Below are 22,201 nucleotides of genomic sequence, written 5' to 3' on the forward strand. Positions count from 1 at the left end.
GGGGCGCGAATCCAGAGTAGTACCTCCGTCATCGCCCCTCTCACCCCGATGCGCGGTGGTGGATCCCCGTCCGATTCCGTACACGCCACCGGTTCTTCGCGGTCGGTGCCCGCGCGCCAACGGGTGGGCACCGCCCCGGGGAGCGCGCCCCGGACACGGGGACGACCGATCGCGGGGACGCGCCGGGGCGCGGGTCACGCGCTCGCCCCCGCCGGGGGCGGCAGGACCTCGGCGAACAGGACGGTGTCCCCGCCCTCGACCCGTACCCCCCGAATGCGGTACCGGGTGCCGCGCGGCAGCAGGATCTCCCGCTGGTTCGGGTAGGCGCTGGCGTCGCCCACCCACACGAACGGGGTCCCGGCGGGCAGCAGGAGGTGGACCCGGATGGGGTCGGGCTCGTCACCGACGACGGCCGGCTCGTCCCCCAGGGCGGCGGACATGTACCCGGCGTCTTGCTGCACGGTCCCCACGAGCCTGCGGGGGTCGCCGGGGACGTACCCCGTGAGGTGGTCCATGGTGAACAGGGTCCGGACGGCCACGGTGGTCTCGGGGAGACGCTGCGTGATGGTCGCGTCCAACCGCCCCATGAGCCGGTCGGCGTCCTCCAGACGGGGGTAGCGCCCGTCGTTGAGGTCCGCCATGCCCCCGCTTTCCCCGGAGTTGTCCCGGTAGTGGTCCAGTGCGGCCTGGGGATCGGACGCGCCGAGGATCCGCTCCACGAGGTACCTCTGGTGCGGGGTGAGGTCGGGACGGTGCCGCGCCGCCCGCAGGTCCTCCAGCGTCGGGGCGGTGCGGTCGTTCAGCTCGTACAGGTCCCAGCCCTCGGCCTCGGGGTCGGTGGTCACGGTGTCGCGGGTCGCGTCCGCCCATTCCTCCAGCACCCGCCGCCCCGTCTCCCGGTCCTCGGCGCGCGCCACGACGTTGATCCAGGACGAGGCCGTGTACGTGAAGACCGCGCGGCGCTGGTCCCGTGGCCGGGTGCCGAGGGGCGGGCCGGCCAGGGAGGGGTCGTGCAGGATCAGCGAGCCGTAGTCGTCGGCCTCGTCCGCCCCGGCGAACCGGCGGATCCCATGCGCGTCCAGGTGCCCCGGGTAGGTGGACGGGTCGCCGGGGACCGGCGGCGGGGCGCCCTCGCTCCCGGAGCCCTCGGAGGAACCCTCGGAGGAGGCGTCGGAGCCGTCGTCGGACCCGTCTCCGTCGGAGTCCGCGTCCACCATGCGGACGTCGGAGCCCTCCGGCCCGACCGGTCCGGTCCGGGGACTGCCGGGCAGGTCGACGTAGGCGTCCCAGTCGGGGCTCCCGGCGTCGGACGCCGGCGCGCCGTCGCCCATCGTGACGTCCGCGGCGGCCTCCCGGGCGCCGTCGGTCCCGGTCGTGTACCGGCGGTGCACGTCGAGCATGTCCTGGTCGGAACCGGTCGGCGAGTAGGCCTCGGCGAGCGTGGGGTTGAGGACGTCGGCGAAGGTCTCCGCCAGCGTCGGGGGCGGGACCGGGTCGGGGTCCGGCACGAAGGTCGGGAACACGATGAGGTCGGTGTCGCCCACGGCCGGCGTCAGGGCGGCCGGGTCCGGCAGGCCCTTGAACCCGCCGGAGCCGGTCGACGCGACGGCGTCCTTCTCCTTGTCGCCGGTGGGCCGCTCGGGCGGCGCGGAGTAGGGGTAGGCCGGGGGCGGGGACTGCGCGTCGTAGGCGGGCAGGGGCTCGTCCCGCTCGGCGCTCTCGGCGTCGTCGAAGACGGTCCGCGCGCGGCGCGGAGCGTCCCCGTTCCCGTTCCCGTCCTCCGCGGAGCGGATCGCGGACGCGTCGACGGGGGCGGAGGCCGTCCGCGCCGGTCGCTCCGTGTCGGTCGGGCGGACGTCCCGGTCGGCGGGGGCGCCCTCGGCGTCGGTCGCCGTGGACCGGGACCGCGAGCCCCGCGCCCCGTCCCCGGTGGTCCCCCGGTCCGACCCGCCGTCCCGGCCCGGGGGAGTGCCCCCCTCGCCCGGGCGCGGTGCGCGACCGCCGCCGGTGCCGTCGCGTCCGGTGCCGGGCGCCGGGGGAGCGTCGTCGTCGGAGTCGGAGTCCGAACCGTCGGAGTCGTCCTCCGTGCGCGGCGTGGCCGCGGGCACCTCCAGGCCGTCGATCCGGGTGTGCAGACCGTCCAGGTCCCGGTGCAGTGTCCGCAGTCCGTTCTCCAGTCCGCGCAGACGGGGGATCTCGACCGTGGTCAGGCCGTCGGTCCGCGACCGGAGGCCGTCCAGGCGCCCGTCCAGGGCGGTCCTGTCCGTGTCCAGGTCGTCCAGGGCCGTCCGCGCCTCGTCCAGCGAGGTGCGCAGGTCCTCGCGCGGGCCGAGGAACGGGGCGTCCTCCGCGGCGATCCGGTCGGCCTCCTCGCGGAGTCCCCGCAGGTGCCCCTCGGATCGGTCCACCAGGTTCCGGACGTGACCGGTCCGTTCGTCCACCTGGGCGAGCACCGTCTCGGTGGCGCTCCGCTCGCCGGAGATGAGTCGGCCGCGCTCGGCCACCGGGCCGTCGAGCCCCTCCGCCTCCTCCAGCAGCGCGTCGCGCCGTTCCCGCATCGCCGTGACGTCGGCCTCGCTCCGGTCGGACCGGGCGGCGAAGGCGGCCAGATCGCGTTCGAAGGCCGCGACCCGCTCGGTCAGCGCGGTGACCTGCGCGGTGGTGGCGAGGTCGGGTGCGGGCGGGGGCACCCGCGAGGCCTCCGTCGCACGGGCGTCCAGCAGGCGGTCCGCCCCGTCCAGGGAGTCCGAGGCGTCGTCGAAGAACCGCCGTCCCCGGTCGCCCTCGTTCCGCAGGTCGGCGATCACGTCGGCGACCAGTGGCCCGCCCAGTTCGGCGAGGGCGGTGGACAGGCCGTGCTGGATCCGCGCCCGCTCCTCGTGGTGGGGCAGTTCCCGGCGGGCGACGGCGTCGGCGTCGTTCAGGACCCGGTCGACCTCCGCCCGGGTCGCGTGGTTGCGCGCGGCGAGGTCGCGGCCGTGGTCGTGCAGCGCCGTCAGGTCGTTCCCCAGCCGCTCGACCTGGTTCCGGGCCACGGTGTCCTCGGAGTCCCGGGTGTCCTTGGTCAGCGGTGTGTGCCGCGCCCACGTGTTCAGGGTCTCCGTGCGCATGCGGCTGACGCGGTCGCCCGAGGCCTCCAACAGCGCTCGGGTGCGGTTCATGCGCCCGATGACACGGTCCAGTGTCACGCGGGTGGCGCGGGCCTGCTCCTCCGCCAGCGCGCCGTGCTCCTCGGCGGCGCCGTGGAGCCCGCGCGCCTCCTCCAGCAGGGCGTCGCGCCGTGCGTCGAGGGCGGCGACGTCCTCGGTGCCCTGGGCGTCGCGCGCGGCCATGTCGGCGAGGTCGCGCCGGAAGGCCTCGACCCTGCTCCCCAGGTCCGCCACCGCGGCCGGGGTGGGGGCGTCGGTCTCGGGCCGCGCCGGGGACGCGGCCCGGTTCGGGCGCCCGGCCAGGAGGGCGTCCGCCGCCCGGATCAGCGGCGCGGCCCCGTCGATGTCCGAGCGTGCCAGGGTCTCCCGCCGGTGCAGGTCGGAGACGGTGTCGTGGATCCGGTCGACCTTCTTGCGCAGGTCGGCGTCGGGGTCGGTCGGGTCCCCCGTGCGGGGGTCGAGTTCGACGGCGACGGTGTCGCGCAGGGTGGTGTCGGACAGAACCGGTGTGCCGGTCCCCGCCCCGGTGGCGGTGGGCACGGAGCCGCCGGGCGCGGTGAGGTGGAAGTCCCGCCGCGCGGTGTTGAGGGTGTCGACCCAGGTGCGGGTGCTGTCCTCGTACTGCCCCAGGCTCCGGCGGTAGCGGTCCTCCTGGGCGTGGTAGGCGTCCCGGGCCTCCTGCAACCGGTCCGCGGCCCACTCCGAGGTCTGCGAGGACCCGTCCCGGGCCTCCCTCCTCGGGCGTCCGGTCCGGTCCTCCAGCGTCCGCCGGTGGACCTCGTGGGCGCGCACGTAGTCGCGGACGGGCTCCTCCAGGCGCCCGCGTTCGCGCCCGTAGGACTGCTCGTCGTCGCCCATCGTCTCGGCGGCGTCGTGGACGCGTTCGGCCTCGGCGTTGAGCCGCGCGGCCTGGTCGGGGGTGACCAGACCCAGGCGCAGGGCGTCGGCCTGGGCGATCCAGGCCGCCACGGTGCTCCGGGTCCGCCCCGTGTGGGGGTCCTTGCCCGCGGACGAGGCGCCGATGATCCAGGTGGTGTCGAACTCGACGAGGTAGGCGGGTCCCATGCGCTGGGACTGGGAGGTGGGCGGGCCCGCCGTGCCGATCTCGCGCCCGTCGGCGGCGGTGGTCGTGGTGGAGCCGAGGGAGGCGTTGGCGGCACCGACCAGGACGCCCTCGTGCTTCTCGTAGACGTCCTTGCCGGTGGTCAGTCCGGAGGGGCGCACGGACGGGTCCAGGGCCGTCCCCGAGGCGTGCTCGGAGGAGTCGGACAGTCCCTGCCGGCTCTCGGTCGTGGTGCTCAGGCGCGAGCCGGCGACCACGTCGAGGACGCGCGCCCCGGACAGGTCGGGCAGCGCGGTCAGGCTCCACCGGGTGGAGCCCAGGTCCGTGAGCGTCACGCCCTCCTCGTGGCCGGCGGTGCGGGAGAACAGGGCCTTGAGGGCGACGGACTCCAGGCCGCTGTCGATCGGGGAGTGGCGGCGGTCCAGGTGCAGCTTGTCGGCCGTGTGGCGGCGGGCGTGGCGCAGTCCGTCGGGGGTGTGGTTCCCGTGGCGGTCCAGGTCGCCGTTCTCGGGTTTCCAGCCGAGGGAGCCGGCGATGACGATGGCGGCGGTGTCGCGGACCTCGCGTCCGCCGTTCCGCACGGCGGCGGGCATCATGACGACGCCCTCGGGCATCCGGGTGGCGCGGCCCTCGGCGAACAGGGCGCGGGCGCCGTCGCCGAGGGCCTGCGCGAGACTCCGCCCCCGGGACCTGGACACCACGGCGTCGAGGTTCCGCTCCGTGCTGGAGCCCGACACCGTGTCCGAGCCCGTGGCGCGGGGGGAGAAGTCCAGGTAGGAGTAGGGGTAGTACGTGTGGATCGGTCCGGACTCCCCCCGGGCCGTCACCGACAGGTCCTTCGGGCCGCGCAGGCGCAGCACCAGTTCGCTGTCCTGTTCGACCTTGGCGTAGGGGCCGCTCATCTCCAGTTGCACGGTGTGGGTGCGCTCACCTGACTCTCCCCGGCTGTCGGTGTCCGAGGAGGAGACGCCGCCCGAGGTGGCGGGCGCGGCGAACAGCGGTCGGCTGTCCGTCCCCTGGCCGGGCGGGTTCTCGTCCCCCCGGAACGGCGTGGGCTGGAGCAGGACGCCTTCGCCGCCGACGGCGTTGCCGGTGCCGTCGGAGCGGCTGCTCCCGGTGCCGGTGGTCCAGGTGTGGGACTCGATGATCGCGTCGCTGGAGGCCAGGTACTCGACCTTGCGCTCCTTCGTGAGCAGCTCCAGGTGTACCTGCGCGTCGTGCGCCCGGTGCCCGGAACGCGGTTCGTCGGAGTCGGAGACGCGGCGCACGCGCACGGAGACCGGCTCGCTCGTGCCGGAGGTGTTGCCCAGCCGGGTGGTGAGCGCCTCGAACAGGCGCTCGCGGCTGCCCGCGGTCAGCTCGTACCTCTGGGACCGGAGCTGTTCCACCAACGATGCGAGCGCGGCGGTGGGGTCGGCGGGGCGTACGCGCTTGCCGGAGTCCTCGAAGCCGGGGCGCACCCGCACGTCGGTGATGTCGGCCGGGTCGTCCTGGGGGGAGAGCGAGATCGTGCCGTCCTCGTTCTCCGTGACCCGGTCCTGGACGATGCCCGCCTCCTGGGCGTCGCGCGCCGAGATGTACCCCGACATCAGGTCGTGGACGCGCGCCGTCCAGCCGCGGTAATACGTCTTCGCGGTCTTCGGGAGGTCCTTGAGGTTCTTCGGGTTCCAGGAGGAGGGCCTGGCCTTGCCCCGGTCGTGCAGCAGTTCCACGGCCTGGGTGACCCGGCCCGCGAGGCGGAAGGCGTATCCCGGGGAGGCCTTGGGGACGATGGTCGTGGAGGCGGTGAAGGACGCCTTGGCGGACGTGCCGCGCCCGGACCGGAAGAAGGTCCAGGTGTCGTTGAGACCGCCGACCGGGATCGGGCCGACGGCGTCCTTGGGCGGGACGGCCGTGGCCGGGTCCTTCTGCGCCGCGTCGTCGACGATCCGGTTGCTCGTCCCGCCCCCCGAGGCGCCCACGCGGACCCCGGCGCTCTTGGTCACCGTGTCCGAGGTGCCGATCTCGACGCTGGTCTCGCCGTGGGAGATCATCTGCATTTCGACCTGCTGGAACTCCGCGACCCGGTCCGGTTCGACGCGCGTCGCGGTGGTGGCGCGCACGTCGCCGGGCGAGAGCACGCCGCCGCTCATCTCGGGGCGGGCGCGCCGGCCACCGGGTGCGGTGGTCGAGGGGTCGTCGGCCATGCCGTCGGGCGAGAGCAGCTCCTGGAAGTGGGTGCGACCGCCGGTGGTGTTGAGATAGGTGCGCAGCTTGCGTTCGAACCCCTGGAACAGGCCGCGCGGGAAGTCGGTGAACAGTTCGAAGGTGCGGCTCGGCGGTCCGATGTGGATCCGCTCGACGGAACCGCCCGCGCGGACGAGGTCCTCGGCGCGGTGGCGTTCGCGCGCCTGCTCGGGGGTCTCCCCGTCGCGGACCCCTCGGTCCCCCGCCGTCCGTTCGGAGCCGCCGGTCTCCCCGCGTCGGCCACCGTCACGGTCCCCGCGGCCGTGCCGTGCCGGCCCGCCCTCGCCGCGTCCCTCGCGGCGTTCGTCCCCGCCGGTCCGGCGGTCCCGGCGGTCCCGGCGGCCGTCCCCGCTCTCGCGGCCTTTCCCGTCGCGGTCGCCGCGCCCGGTCCGGCGGGTACCGCCGTCGCCGTCCGTCACGGTGTCCCGCGTGGAGAAGGGCCCCTGGATCAGGGAACGCGCCTGCTCCTCGGACAGGGCCCGGTGTTCGTCGTGGTCGCGTCGGGACGCGGGCGGTGCGCTCTCGGTGAGGACCCGCGGAGTGATCACCGAGTAATCGGCCCGGATCGGTCCACCGAGCAGGTCCCTGCTCTGGTCGGTGCCGCGGGCCTGGTCGGAGCCCTCGTAGTCGCTCATGCGGGCCGTGAACTCGACCGGTCCTCGCCACAGGTCGGAGCCTCCGGGGAAGAAGATCGTGTCGTCCGCGGTGTGGGAGACGCCGCGCGAGGTGCCCCGGGTGTGGCTCCGGGAGCCGCCCAGGGTGGCGCTCGCACCGCCCATCCGGCGCCCCATGCCCCGGGCGTCGGCGTCACGGGAGCGGAGCAGGCCGGCCCCGGCCGTCAGGTTGAGTCCGTGCGAGCTCGCCTCGCCGCGGGTGTCGCCGCTCTTGGCCTGACCGCCCAGGCGTACGCCGGTCTCGGTGGGGGTGCGCCCGTCGAAGGTCAGCCCGCCGAACTTCGCGTGGACGTGGACGGTGACGTTGTCCGGGCGCAGGACCTCCTTGCCCTCGGCCATGAGCTTCGGGTCGACGATCGCGTTCTCGGTGAGGTGGATCATCAGGCCCTGGTCGGAGGTCAGCTCCACGTCGCGGGAGTGCAGGGCCTCGGGGGTGAGGGCGTCCAGGACGCGCAGGGTGTTCTTCCGCGCGATGTCGTGGTTGCGGCGCAGGCCGTAGCGCTCGCGCCACGTCCGCTCGCCCGGCGGGGCCTCCCCGTCGCCGGGTCGGCGCGCGTAGTCCGCGCGGTCGCGCGCCATGTCCGGGATGACCATGCCCGGGTGCTCGCGGGCGATGGAGTCCAGGATCTCCTGCTGAAGGCGCTCGTAGACCGTGGGCCCCCCGTCCCGGTCCTCGGTCGCCGAGGGGCCGTCCTCGGCGCCGTCGTCCGCGTCCGCCGCCTGCTCCGGCCGGTCGAATCCGAGGACGGTCGTGCCGCTGAGGTCGGTGACGGTGTCCCCGCGCAGGTGGGCCATGGGGGGCCGGGGCTGCTCGCCGTGGTCGCGCCTGCGCGGTCCGCCGCCGGCGGCGTCGTTGAGCGATTCCGCGTCGCGGCGGGAGACGATCTCGACGGTCTCGCCGGTGAAGGCGTGCGGTGTCGGTTCCCCCTCCACGTGGACGAAGAGGTCGCGTTCGACACGGTAGGCGAGGAAGTCCTCGGTGTCGGCGATGTCGCGGGCGATCGTTCGACGCGAGCCGGTCCGGGACGAGGAGTGCGTCTCGGAGTCCAGGGTGCGCGAGTGGACGTACTCCAGTGTGGGCACGTCGATGCGTGTCATCCCGCCGCCGGGGAGCGAGAGCTGGATGTTCGCACCGCCGCCCACGGAGAAGCCGATGGTCCTGCTGAGGTTTCCGGAGGAGGACACGGTGTGCTCGGCGCCGTCGTGGTGGGTCAGTTCGCCCAGGTGCGGGGCGTGGCCGAGAGCGCGGTACTCGTTGGCGGAGGACGCCAGGCGCACCATGCGGTGTGTGCCGTCGCCCAGGGTCAGTTCGAGCGTTATGGGACCCCGGGCCAGGTGGGGCAGGTACTCCTGGAGGGAGTCGTTGTCGAACAGGGCCCGGACGGTGCGGTGCAGGTCGCGGGCGGCCTTGCCCTGGGAGCCCTTGGTGCCCTTGCCGGTGGCACCCTCGGCGCCCTCCGGGACGAGATGGTCCGCGAGCCAGGAGCCCAGGTCGGTGTGGGTGGGTTCGGTGCCCTCCTCGCCTCCCTGCGGGACGATCCGCTCGATCTTGACGGGCAGGCCGCCGTGCGTCGTCCGGGGGCGGCGGGCCGCGGGACGGTCGGCCCCGGCGGAGGCGTCGTCCGCGGCGGTCGCGCCCGCCGGCCGCCGGGGCAGGCTGATGTGGGCGGGAGCGTCGTCGGGACGTCTCTCGGCCTTGCCGGAGAGGACGACGGCCATGCCGTCGCGCACCACCGAGGGACGCGGGGCCCGGGTCGGGGCACCGGTCGGCGGGGTGACGCCGAGGTCCATGCGCAGGTCGGCGGTGTAGACCTCGGCGGGTCCGCTGTTGTCCATCGCCTGCACGGCCGTGGACTTGGAGGAGCCGCCCGTGCCGCCGGCGCGCAGCCCGGTGCCGCCGCTCGCCCCCACGGTGAGGCTGGGCCCCACGGGCTGGTCCATGAAGGTCGGGCCGAAGTAGAGCGGGTTGGCGGTGAACTTGACGCTCACGCCCCGGCGGGCGCCGCGGGTGAAAGTGTCACCGGAGCCGACCGTGCGGGTGCGCTCCTGGCCTCCGATGATGGCGGCGTCGGTGCCCTCGCCCTCGCGGATGGGCACGTGGCGGTAGGCCGGGGGTTCGTCGCCGTCGGGGCGGTCGGCCGCCAGTGCGACGCGGACCTTCCACCGGGACCCGTCCGCACCGACGGTGACCTCGTGGCCGTCGCCGGTGAAGAACGGGTCCATTCCCCGCTCGCCCGCGACGCGTTCCACCTCGGCCAGCACCTGCGTGCGCAGGGCGCGGGGCATGCGCGGCCGCATGCCGCGCAGGGAGCGCTCGATCGCGTCCGGGACGCCGTCGGTGCGCAGGCGTCCCGGACCGACCAGCCGGGAGCCGACCAGGTAGTCGAGGTCGTGTGCCTCGCCGTCGCGGTCCACCGGCAGCGAGCCGTGGGACACGTACGGCTCGGCCTGGTCGTCGCCGTCCTCGGCATCGGAGTCCGAGTCCTCGGAGCCGGAGTCCTCGGAGTCGGACCCGCCGTCGTCGGGGTCGCCGGGGTCGTCCCCGCGCTCGGGGCCGTGCCCCCCGTCGGTGGAGCGCTCGCCGGGGGGCCGACGCGAACCGGATCCCTCGCCCCCCGTGTCCCCGGTGGTCGAGGGCAGGGCGCGTCCGTCGGGGCCCAGGGGGTCCAGGCGGACGTCGGCCGTGAACACCTGGAGGTCGGTGGGCACGGCCGGGGGCAGCACGGAGCGGGGGTTCAGCAGCCAGGTGAGGTCGCCGGTCACGGACGGGTCGGGAACGGACGGCTTGGCGTCCTTGGTCCCGAGCGCCTCCAACAGCTCCGTGTAGGGGTAGTGCGGTGGTGAGGGCTCCGCGTCGTAGGCGGGCGGCGCCTCCTCGACGCCGTCGGCCTCTTCGACGCCGTCGAAGAGGCCGCGCCGGTCCCGGGGGGAAGGGTCCGAACGGTCGCCGGAGACGCCGTCGGACCGGGTCGTGGAGCGGGTGTCGACCGTGTCGCGGTCGTGCGGGGCGCCGTCGGTGTCGCCGTCCCGGGAGGCGGTCACGGGGATCGCGGGCGTGCCCACGGTGTCCTCGACCGGGACCCGACCGTCGCCGGGGGAGCGCGACGTCCCCCCGCCGCTCCCGCGGTCGGTGTCCGGCGGGGGTGCCCCGTCGCGCCCGCCCGCGGGGTCGGTGTCGCCGGTCGTGCGCGGGCTCCTCCCGTGGCCGCCGGAGTCGCGGTCGCCCTCGGCGCCGCGGTCCCCGCCGGCGCCGGGCGGCGGGTCCCCGCCGTCGTCGGTGCCGTCGTCGCCGCGCGGTGTCGGGCCCGCGACGGTGGCGTCGTCCAGCCGTGTGCGCAGACCCTCCAGGTCCTCCCGCATCCCGCCGAGGTCCCGTGCCCGCCGTTCCAGCGCGGGGATCTCCGTGTCGGAGAGGAAGCGGTGACGGGACTCGACGCCGCCCAGGCGTCCGTTCAGGACGGACCTGCGGTTCTCCATGTCGGTGAGGGAGATCCGCGTCCTGGTCAGGGAGTCCCTGACCGCTCCGTCGCCCGCGAGGAGCGCCGCGGACCGCCGATCGATCCCGTCGACCCTGTTCCGGAAGTCCGTGAGCAGCCGTTCGGCCCTGTCCACCGCCGCCCGGACGGGCCCGGTGCGCTCGGCCACGGCCGTCGCCGTCTCGCGGCCGGAGTCCAGCCGGGAGGTGACCCCGTCCTCCTGCGCGGTCACCGGGGTGGTGAGCCGTGCCGTCTCGTCGATCAGTTCCCGACGTCGCCGCTCCATGTCCGCGACCTCGGCCGGGCTCCGGTCGGCCTGGTCGTTGAACGCGCGCAGGTCGCGCTCGAAGTCCGCGACCCGCGCGTCGAGACCGGTCACCTGCCCGGGCAGGGTGAAGTCCTCCCCGCGCTCGGAGAGGTCGTCGGCGGTCGCGTGGTCGTCCAGCAGGCGGTCCGCCTCGTCCAGCGCGGTGCCGTGCGCCTCACGGCCGAGATCGATGCCCGTCGGGGCGCTGTCCCGGTCGATCTCCGCCACCGCGCCGTCGAACAGCCGCTCGCCCAGGTCGGTGAGCGTCCGCTCCATCTCCCGGTGGAACCGCTCCTGGTCCCGCGAGGGGATGAGTTCGTCGCGGGCGAGGGCGTCGGTGCGGGCCAGGACGTTCGCGATGCGGTCGCGGATCGCGTCGTCGGTCGCGCCCAGCGTGCGCGTGGTGTCGCCGAGCGTCTCCAGGGTCCGTCCGGCGTCGTCGAGCGCGGTGATCCGAGGGTCCGGAGCGGTGTCCCCGCCGTCCCGGGACGATCCCTCCGGAGCGGGGGTCCGCCGGACCTCCGGGTGGCGCGCCTCCTCCACGAGACGGCCGTGGTCGCTCGTGGCGTTCGTCGTCGCGGTCCGCAGGCCGGCGAGGTCGCCGCGCGCTCCGTCGGCCGCCCCCCGCGAGGACTCGGCGAGGTCCAGTGCCCCGTCGATGGCGGCGTGGACCCGGGTGGCCGCGTCCGCCAGGTGCCTGCTCCGGTCCCGGGCCTCGGTGAGGAACCGGTTCACCTCCTCCAGCAGCGCGTGGCGCCGGTCCCGCAGAGCGGTGTTCTCGGCCTCGGTCCGGGTGTTCGGCGCCGAGGGGTCGCCCAGGTCGCGCAGGAGGGCCTGGACGTCCGTTCCCAGGCGCCGCACCCGCGTGTGGTGCGCGGTGAGGCCCTCCTGGTCGAGCAGCCGGTCCCGGTCCGGCGTGTGCCCGCCGAGCACCGTCTCCGCGTCACCGATGTCGTCCGAAGCGGACGCGAACCGTGTCCTGACCCGTTCGCCGCGCTCGTGCAGGGTGTCCGCCGTCGCCGTGTCGTGCGCGACCCGCGACTCGAAGAGGGCGCGCGGGGCGTGGAACGCGTCCCGTGAGGAGGACACCGCGTCCACCCAGTTCCGGGTGCTCGCCTCGTGGACGCGGCGAGCGTCCTCGGTCCTGGCCTCCTGCGCCTCGTAGGCCTCCCGTGCCCTCCGCAGTCGTTCGGTGGTCTCGGGGGACGCGTGTGCGGCGCCGTCGGCGGTGCGCTCGGCGAGGTGCGCGGCGTGCGCCTCCCGGTACGCGGTGACCGGGTCCGAGAGGAGGCCGCGGGTCTCGTCGTAGCTCTGCTCGTCCCTGCCCATGGCCTCCGCGGCCGTGTGCGTCTCCCGTGCCCTGGCCGCCAGGCCGCGGGCGTGTTCCTCGGTGACCACACCGAGCTTGATCGCGTCCTCCTGGGAGACCCAGGCGCTCATCGTGCCGCGCGTGTCACCGATGTGCTGGTGGGCCGACCGCTTCAGGAAGGGCAGGCCCTGCTCGGACCGGGCGCCCACCGTCCAGGTGGTGTCGAACTCGATCAGGTAGACGGGCCCCCGCTTCTCGCGCTCGGCGGAGGGGGGCGTGTCGGTCTTGGTACCGCCCTCGTCGGAGGCGGCGTTCGCGGGCGAGGTGGCGGACACGGTGGGCGCGCCCGTCATCACGGCGGCGTGGTCATCGAAGGAGCGGTGCTCGGTGTTGAGGCCCGTGGACCGGAACCCGCCCTCGGCGACCGCGCCCCCGCTGTGGTCCACCCCGTCCACGGACGACCGGTCCTCACTGTCGCTCCAGGTCAGACGGGAGTCGGGGAGGACCTCCAGGACGCGCGCGTTGCGCAGGTCGGGCGTGACCCCCAGACGCCAGTCCATGGAGCCGATCCTCATCAGCGGGACGCCCTCGGTCGCGCCCACCGCCTGCGAGAACAGCGACTTCAGGGCGATCGCGTCCAGGACGCTGTCGACCGGCGTGTACCGGGGGTCCAGGCCCAGCCTCTCGGCCATGTGGGTGCGGGCGGAGGAGAGGTCGTCCGCCGAGTAGACGCCCTCGGTGCGACCGTCGGAGCCGGGCGTCCAGCCCAGGGCCTTGGCGATGGTGACGATCGCGGTGTCGCGGACGTGCGCCCCGTGCTCGCCGACGGCGGTCGGCATGATGACGACGCCGTCGTCGAACGCGGTGGCCTCGCCGGCGGTGTGGCGTCCCGACGTGTGCCGGTCCATCGCGCCGGCCAGGTCCGGATGGTCGTCGGCCGAGCCGTCGTCGATCCGGCGCCCGCCTCCGCCGCCGTCGGAGCCGTCGTCCGCTCCGCCGTCCGGCGCCGATGCGGTCCGCGGGGTGTCGTTCGTCCCGGTGAAGTCCAGATAGGCGTAGGGGTAGAGCGTCTGGATCGTCCCGCCGTCCCCGTCGGCGTCGAGTGTGATGACCGTCCTGTCCGTGAGGGGGGCGTTCACCTCGCCACGGGTCACGGTGGTGGGCCTGTCGAACTCCAGGCTCAGTTCGAGCGTGCTCTGCCGGACGACCTTGGCGTAGGGGCCGGCGGTCTCCAGCTGCGCCGTTCGGCTCCGCTCCACGGTCTCGGTGTGCGACGTGTCCTGCGAGGCCGTGTGGCCCGTCGTCCCCCCGGGGGTGAGGAACAGCGGCCGGTGCCCCGGTTGGTCGTCGGGTCCCAGGTGCTGGCCCTCGAACGGCGCGGGCACCAGGTGCGTGTGGTCCGCGCCCACGGTGTTACCGCCGCCCCGTGACCGGCCCTGGACCCCCTCGGACTTCCACGTGTGCGACTCGACGATCTCGTCCGTCGAGGCCAGGTACTCGACCCGGGGCTCGGACGTGCGCAGGTTGACCCTGACGATCCCCGGCGACGACGTGTGGCCGATCGGGGCGCCCTTGTGGCGCACACTGACGGCGACCGGCGCGTTCGTTCCCGGACCCTTGGCCAACTGTGTCGTGAGCTTGTCGAGCAGCCGCTTCCTGCTGCTCCGGGTCAGCTCGTACCCCTGCTCGTCGAGCCGTCGGGCCAGGGACTCCAGCGCCGCGGTCGGGTCGGCCGGGCGGACCTGCTGGCCGGTGTACTCGAACCCGTCGCGGACCTTGACGCCCTCGACGGTCTCCGGGTCGGGCTGGGCGCTCTCCTCCAGTGTCCCGTCCTCCGACTCCCGGAGGCGGTCCATGACGATGCCCGCCTTGCGGGCGTCGCGTGCGGTGATGTACCCGGACGCCAGGTCGGAGAGGACGGCCCTCCAGCCCCGGTGGCGCGTCGACCAGATTCCCGGGACGGCCAGACCCCAGCCCTTCATCAGTTCGACCGCCTGGCTGACCGTTCCGCCCACCTGGAAGGCGTAGCCCATCGCGGCCTTCGGCACGATCGTCAGCGACGAGGTGAAGGTGGCCCGCGTCTCCTCGGTCCGCCCCGAGCGGAAGAAATTCCAGGTGTCGGAGAGTCCGGTGAGCGGGATCGGCCCCTGGGCGTCGGCCGGGGTGAGGGCGTCGGGGCCCTCGGCGTCCCCACTGACGGGGTTGGTCGAGCCGCCCGCGTTGCCGCCGATCCGGGCGTTCCCGCTGTGGGTGACGCTGTACGAGGTGCCGGCGCTGACCGAGGTCTCGGCGTGCAGCACGGGCTGCATCCTGGTGAGCCGCATCTGCGTCACCTGGTCCGGGTCGGCCTTGGTGACGAGGTCGGCCCGTCCGTCGTTGGGCGAGAGCAGGCCGCCGGTCATGTCCATGACGTCCCGCTGGCCGCCGGGGGAGAAGGTGGCGGGATCGGCGGCCATGCCCGTCGGCGAGAAGAGGCGTTCGAAGAAGGACCGGCCGCCGCGTGTGTCGAGGAAGTGGAGGAGCTTGCGGCCCGGCGCGATCTGTGCGATGGACACGCGTTCGGAGAGGAGTCGTCGGGCTTGACCGCCCAGGTCCCCCCGGTCCGCGCCCAGGTCGGTGTTGACGCGTTCCACGACACCGTTGTCGATGAGGGCGCGCGCCCGGCGGGCCTGCTCCCGTCTCACCCGTTCCGCGCGCTCCTGCTCCGGGGTGCGTTCTGTGGTGTTCGTTCCTTCGCCGTCGGTGCGTTCGGTGGTGTCGGTCCGCTGTCCGTCGGTGTGCCCGGTGTCGTTCGTCCCCTCGCCCTCGGTCCGCCCCGTGTCGTCGGTCCGCCGGTCCTCGGTCCGCCCCGTGTCCTCGGTCCGCCCCGTGTCGTCGGTCCGCCGGTCGTCGGTCCGCCCCCCAGCCCCTTCTCCGCTCGTCGGGGGCGGGGTGGTGGGCGGAGGCGCCAGGGGGCCCTGGACCAGCGCCCGCGCGTCGTCCGTGCTCAAGGCCTGGACCTCGCCGTCGGAGGCCCGGGGCGCTTCGGGCGTCGGCGCGGAGAGCATCTTGGGGGTGACGACGGAGTAGTCCGCCACGATCGGCCGGGACATCAGCGGAACGCTCTCGTCCTCGCCCTTCACCTGGTCCGAGGCGTCGTACTCGTGCAGGCGGGCGTCGAAGCGGACGCTCCCCCGCCAGGTGTCGGAGCCGTCGGGGAAGAGCAGGAGCTGGTCGGACTTGTGCTCGGAACCGTGCGAGCGGGCGCGGTTCCAGGTGCGTGCGATGCTCGCGGCCAGGCCCCCGCTGCCCATGATCTTGGCCATGCCGCGGGCGTCCTCGGGGTTGCCGCGGGCCAGGCCCGGGCCCGCCGTGAGGGTTCCGGAGTGCGTGGCGCCCTTGCCCTTGCCCGATTCCAGCTTCGCGCCGCCGCCGAGGTGGATCCCCGTCCTGCCGTCCTTGGAGCCCTGGTGGGTGAGCGCGCCGAAGTCGGCCTTCACCCGCACGGTGACCAGACCCGGCCGATGGGCCTCCTTGAGGGTGACCGTCCTCTTGATGTCGATGACGGCCTTCTCGTCGAGGTGGACGGCCAGACCGTCGCGGGAGGCCAGTGCCTCACCGTGGTTGTTGAGGAACTCCTCCCGTAGCGCCTTCTCGATCCGCTCGGTGTTCAGCTGTGCCACCCTGCGGTTGCGGCGCAGACCACGGTGTTCGCGCGGCGAGCGGTCGAAGTACGGCGCGTCCTTTTTGCCCGGCCGGCGGGCGTAGTCGTCCTTCGTCCGGGACAGCTCCGGGATCACGATGCCGGGCAGTTCCCGGGCGAGCCCGGTCAGGATCTCCTGGATCAGGCGTTCGGTGACCGGGCGCGACTCCGGGTCACCGGTGATGGGGGTGGGCGTCCCGTCGGTCGCGTCCTGTGGGCCGGTGGTGTTCCGCTCCGGTGTCGGGGCGGTCTCGCCGTTGCCCGTGTTCGGCCAGGAGAAGCCGTCCAGCCGCGCTCCGTGGAACCGCGTGACCCGGTCGCCGCGCAGGTGCGGGTAGGGCGGCGCGGGGGAGTCCGTGCCACGACCGGTGTGCGGGTCCGGCAGCCCGCGCGCCGCGGCGTCCAGGGTCAGGGCGTCCCGCAGGGAGAGGATCTCCACGGTGTCACCGGTGAACTCGTACCGTGTGTCCTCACCGTCCAGTTCCACCACCAGGTCGCGTTCGGCCTGGTAGGCGATGAACTCGTCCGTGTCCGAGGTCGCCATGGCGAAGGTCTCCCGGGACCCGGACTTCGAGGAGGTCCGGGTCTTGGAGGACCACGTTCTCGTGTAGCCGTACTCCACGAACGGGGCGTCCAGCCGGATCCGGCCCCCGGGCAGGCGGATATCGATGCCGAAGCCGCCGCCCACGGTGAACCCGGCCTTGAAGTCGCGTCCCTGCCGTTCGGAGCGGGACTCCTCCGCGCCGTCCCGGCGGACGAACTCGTCCACGCGGGGGCTGTGCCCCTTGGCCTGGTAGTCCGTGGCCGGAGAGGAGATGTGCACGGTCCGCACGGTGCCGTCGGGCAGGACCGCCGTGATCCGGATCGGCCCCTGGTCCATCGCGGGGAGGTACTGCTTGATCGACTCGTTGTCCAGCTTCCCGCGGAACTCCTCGCGCCAGGCCCGGTCGGCCTCGGCCCGCTTCCCGGTGGCGGGCCCGCCGTTCCCGTCGACGGGCGGGAGCAAGGTGTCGGCCAGCCACGACCCCAGGTCGTGGTAGCCCCTCCCGCGTCCGGGGCCCTTGGGGACGATGGCGGACACGGTGATCGGCAGACCGCCGTGTTCCAGCCGCGGCCGCCCTCGCGGCGCGGTGCCCGCCCCGTCCGGTCGGAACCGCATCTGTTCCGGTGCGGCGGAGGGCCGCGGCTTGACCTCGCCCGGCAGCACCAGGGCGACGCCGCGGGGCACGATGGCGGGGCCGCGCTCCGGGCCGTCCGCCGGGGGCGTGGGCGGTGGCCTCAGACCCGGGGGAGGGGCGACGTCGACGTCGACGCGCAGGCCGGCCGTGTAGACCTCCGGGGCGCCCTTGCCCTTCACCTCCAGGGCCGTGGAGCCCTTGTCGGACCCGCCGAACGTCATGGTGCGCAGCCCGAACCCCACGCTGCCCCCCAGGGACAGCACCGGCCCGAAGGCCCAGCCGTCGGGGGTGGCGCTGAGGAAGAGCGGGTTCACGTTGAACTTGGCGCTGAGACCCTTCTTGGTCCCCTGCGAGGAGGAGCCGCCGACCTGGCCCTCGTGGGTCGAGCCGTGCGTGCGCATGGTCGGCGTCCGCACCTCGCCGTCCTCCGTGACGGTCGCACGCCGGTAACCGTCGCCGCGGTCCCCGCTCAGCCGCACCGTGAAACGCCAGGCGTCCGAGCCGTACCGCACGGTGTGGCTCGCCCCGTCGCGGTCGAAGAACGCCCGGGCCTCCGATCCCCGCCGCGAACGCCGCTCGAAGTGGTCCAGGGCCTCCTGCCGCACGATCGGGGGGACGTGGACACCCTGGGCGTCCACGGCTTCGGCGATCGCCTCGCGCACCGCGTCGGCCTCGATGTGCACGCCGTTCAGATCGACGAAGCGCGAGGACACGAGGTAGTCCAGGTTCATGGGGGGCGTGTCCCGCTCGGGGGACCGGTCCCCGGGAACTGGGACGGGGGAGCCGTCGCCGGCGGGGTCGTCGGTGGTGTGGTCGAGCACCGGAACGACGCCGAGGGGTTCGCGCCCGTCCTCCATGACGGGGTCGCGGGACTCCTCGGTGTCGCGGGCCTTCCCCTTGCCCTTCGGGTCCGGGAGGGAGGAGTCCCGGTGGGTGGACGTGTCCTCGGTGGTGTGTTCCTCCCCGGGGGCGTGCGGCGGGGTGCGGGCCTCCTCGGTGGTCCCGTCCCGGCCCTCGGCCTCGGGCGTGCGCCCGTCGCGCCCGGTGCCGTTCGGAGGGTCGGTCTTCCCGGTCCGCTCGGTGTGCGGTGCCGGGGTCTCGGTGCGGCTCTCGGTGACCGGCGGGTCGTTCCGGGGCTCCGGGGCGCCCTGACCGGGGTCGTCCGGTCCGGTCCGCGCGGGACCGGACCGGTCCGTCGTGAGGTCGGCGCCCGGGGGGACCGGTCGGCCGTCCTTGTCGAACCGGGGCGCGGGCACCTCGGCGGTGAAGACCTGGACCGTGACGGGCAGGGGCGGGGGCAGGACGGAGCGCGGGTCGAGCAGCCACGTGAGGTCGCCGACCACCGACGCCGACGGCACGGGCGACTTGGCGTCCTTGGTCCCGGGAACGTCGATCAGGTCGCTGTACGGGTACGCCGGCGGCGACGACCGCTCGTCCTCGTAGGCGGGCGGCGCCTCGCCGCGCTCCGAGTCCTCGAACAGGCTCTCGTCGTCGGTGACCACCGACTCCCGGTTCTCGCCGGACACGCCGTCCGTGTCGTCGGACACCGGGTCTTCCGGGCCTGTGTCCCGCGTCCCCGCCTCGGGGGGCGTCGGCGCGTCGGCGCGCGCGGCGTCCGGGTTGAGCTGCGAGTCGAAGGAGTAGGCCGGGGGCGGGCCGTGCGGAACGGAGGAGGGGGCCTCGGCGGGGTCCCGGTCCCCGCCCGGGGCGCCGTCCGGTGTCCCGTCCACGGCGTCGGCGTGGTCGGGCGCGGGCGTGTCGCGCGCGGCCTCGTCCGGCCGTTCCGGAGTCGCCTCGTCCGTCCGTTCCGGACCTGCCTCGTCCGTCCGTTCCGGACCGGGAACGTTCCGCGGGTCGTCCGGGCGCCCCGCGTCGGTGTCGCGCGCGTCGGGGTCGGAGTCCTCGGTCCTCGGCGGAGCCGCCGGGGCGTCCGTATCGCGTGGCCGCGCTCCGGAGGGGTCGGAGGCCGCCCCGTCGTTCGCCGTGCTCTCGGTGGGGGTGCGCCCCCCGTCGAGGGAGGCCTCGACCGGATCCGCGGTGGAGGTCGTGGGGATCTCGAACCTCCCGTCCCGGCCCTGCTCCTCGGGGCCCTCGCCCACGGGTGGGACGGCCGGGTCCGTTCCGTGCTCCCCGGCGCCGCTCCGCGGCCCCTGCTCGGATCCGGGGCGTGAGGGGCGCGCGGTGTCGGCCCCCTGGCCGCCCTGGCCGCCCTGGCCGGTCGAGGGCTGGGCCGGCCCGCGGTCGGGGACCGCCCCCGGGGGCGGAGCCGCGACCGCGGTCGGCCCCTCGATCCGTCCGTCGCCTGCGGGTGCGGGGCGCCCCGCACCGTCGGAACCGGGGTGCTCGGGTGTCGGAGTCCTGTTCTCGGCACCGTCGCCGGCGGGCGCGTGGGCGTCGTCCGCGACCGGGTCCGGCATGCCGGTGGGCGGCGGCACGGGGGTGCCGTCGCGGGGCGGGGACGGGCGGGTCCCGTCGGGGCCGGCGTCGGCGCCCTGCCCCGGCGGCCGGACCCGCGTGTCCCGGTCCTGTGCCGAGGACGCCTCCCGGTCCCCGTCGCCTCCGGAGGACCGCCCGGGAGCGGTCCGCTCCGTTCCCGGGCCGTCGCCGGTCTCCGACACGCGAGCGGGGCCGCCGGTCTCGGGCGGTTCGATCGGCCGGTCCCGCCGGTGCGGGGCGAGGACGCGCTCGTCCTCCTCGGCCGTGTTCGGGTCCTCGCCACGCCGGCCGGTGTCGGTGCCGCCGTCGGGGTCGGGGTCGTCCCGGCGTCCGCCGTGCGCGATGACGTCGACGGTGTCACGGCCCGGACCGGAACCCGGCCCCGAGGGGCGGCCGGACCCCGGGCCGTCACCGGCGGGTTCCGCCACGGGGGGAGTGCGGTTCGGCACCGGGTCGGAGTTCGCGGGGTCGTGGGCGGCGTCCTCCTCACCCGACGGCGGGGGAGCGCCCTCCGGCGGGGGCATCTTCGGCGGGCCGCTCAGGGCGTCGATGCCGGCCAGGGCCCCGTCGGTGGACACCTGTTGGATGGTGCTCATGCTCGCGCCGGAGGTGGCCGACCACACCGACGCGTTGAAGCCCTGGCCCATCGCGGCGTTGCTCAGGCCCTCGCCGAGGACGCCCTCCGCGGCGCCGGAGGCCGCGCCCACGCCCAGTTGGGTGACGTAGGTGCCGGGGCTCCGGAAGTGCGCGTACACCGAGCCGAGCATGTCCTCGGGCACCCGGACCAGGTGGTCGCGCACGTGCGGCGGCAGGTGGTCGTCCAGGGTGCGCGCGAGCTGTGGGCCCAGGTCGGGCTTGTTCCACGAGCGGACCATCGTGTCGGCGTAGTCGGAGCCCAGACGGCGTGCGGCGTCGCCACCCAGACGGTCCGCGAAGTTGCGCTCGAACACGCCCGCCATGTCCTCGCGGAACCGGGCCCGGTTGGCCGCGTTGTTCCACGCCACCGCACCGGGGGGCGCGTTGGAGCCGAACGGCACCACCATCTCGTCCCGGTGCCGGGCCCACACGTCGGCCAGGTCCCGGTTGAGTCCGCGCCCGCCCGCGCCCGCCCCGGGAACGGGTGTGGGCGTGACGCCTCCCGGGAGCGGGGGGCCCTCCGGGTCGGGGCGCGGGGTCGGCGCCGGATCGGGCCGGGGCCCCGGGGGCGTGTCGGGGTCCGGACGCGGAACGGGCGGAGCCTCCGGGTCGGGCCGGGGGCCCGGGGGCGGGGGAGGGGGCGGCACGTCCGCGTCCGGCCGTGTCGGTCCGCCCCCCGGGGGCGAGGGCGGGCCGTCCGGTGTCGGAGTCGGAACGGGATCGGGGCGTCCCGGTGCGGCCGGCGGGGTCACGAGGTCGTCGATGCCGCGCGGTGGCGGTGGGGTCGGCAGCGGGTCGGGACCGGCCTTGCCCAGGCCCGCCGTGGGCACGGGGTCGGGCATGTCCCGCAGGAGGTCGATCCGGTTGGTGATGATGTTGGTGATCTGCTTGTCGAAGGCGGCGCCCAGGGCACCGGACATGCCGGCCGAGACCAGGCCCTCGACCACGCCCCCGATGTGGGCGCCCTTGGTGAGGTCGTGGTCCCAGGTGTCGCGGGTGCCGTTGGCGATCTGGATGCGCTGGATGACGCTGTCCATGCTCGCGAAGATCTGGCTGATGATCTGGTGGCCCGGGACCGTGATGAGGAACCAGGCCAGGATCCGTTGCATGGCCAGGCTGCGGATCATCTTGAAGATGGGGATGAACTTCAGCGTCGCGCCGAAGGTGAACTTGGCGGTGGCGATGGCCCAGGCGATCTCGACCAGGAGCTGGGCGAACTGCACGAGCACCATCGCCGACATGTACTCGGCGTTCGCCGCTCCCTTGCGCAGTTCCACGTTGAGCGTGTGGGCGGTGTTCGCCGCCGCGCCGATGTAGTCGTTCTCGCCTTCGGTGAACTGTTTGACGGAGCGATCGTAGTAATCCGATGCCCGGCCGCCGAAGTTCCGGCGAACACGGCCGCGTACCGTGTTCATCACCTCGGTGAGGTCGTTGCGGAGCTTCATGCTGAGCTGCTCGTAGACCTCGGCCGCCGCGCGCATGCCCGGGGGGTCGGCCGTGGGGACCTCTATGCCGGTCAGGACCTTGATGGCCGTCCGGCTGGATTCGGACATGTTGGGGTCCAGAGGCACGCGCGATCCCCTTCCCCCTCGACCCGATCGCGGAGAGCGGTCACGTTAGCACTACGAACCGCTCATGTGGAAGTGGTGGTGCTTCTCCTTCCGCCCCTGTTGGTGTGTCATGGAAACGTTGGCTTTTGTTCGAACGAACGTCCGTGCGATGGTCGGGTCCCCCCAGGCTTCGCCGGGTGCTCCTCTCGGGTTCACCCCGTCCCGGTGTCCCGGTGGCACGGGTGTTCCACCCTGTTCTCGGGGGTAGGCACAGTTCCGACGGGGTGCGCGGGTCCCGCCCGCGACCCGGGCGCGCGGTCCTCGCCGGCGGCGCGCAGGCCCCCTTGGGGGCGACTGCTTGTGTCTGTTTGTGTGTGATCTGTGGCGCCGCTGATTTTTCGGGCGGGTTGTATCCCTAAAGTTCAGGGTTTATTTCTCGCCTTGGGGGGTTGTTGTGTACTGTGCGCTGTCAGTATCCTCACGCTGAGACAGCGTGAAACACACGCAAAACCACA

1 protein-coding gene is annotated in these 22,201 nt (G+C 74.4%); it reads right to left on the reverse strand.

Going from position 1 to position 22,201, the window contains the following annotated elements; all coding sequences use genetic code 11:
* Positions 1-194: 194 nt before the first annotated feature.
* Positions 195-21,689 (reverse strand): ADP-ribosyltransferase, encoded by a 21,495-nt coding sequence (locus tag RM479_RS22410; RefSeq protein ID WP_311513730.1) that lies wholly within the window; start codon positions 21,687-21,689, stop codon positions 195-197.
* Between the last annotated feature and the right edge of the window lie 512 nt (positions 21,690-22,201).

The organism is Nocardiopsis lambiniae, assembly GCF_031845465.1.
Taxonomy (GTDB): domain Bacteria; phylum Actinomycetota; class Actinomycetes; order Streptosporangiales; family Streptosporangiaceae; genus Nocardiopsis; species Nocardiopsis lambiniae.

What these genes read in the sequence shown, in the direction of transcription:
- RM479_RS22410 (WP_311513730.1), bottom strand. Translation starts at nt 21,689, where the DNA reads ATGTCCGAATCCAGCCGGACGGCCATCAAGGTCCTGACCGGCATAGAG.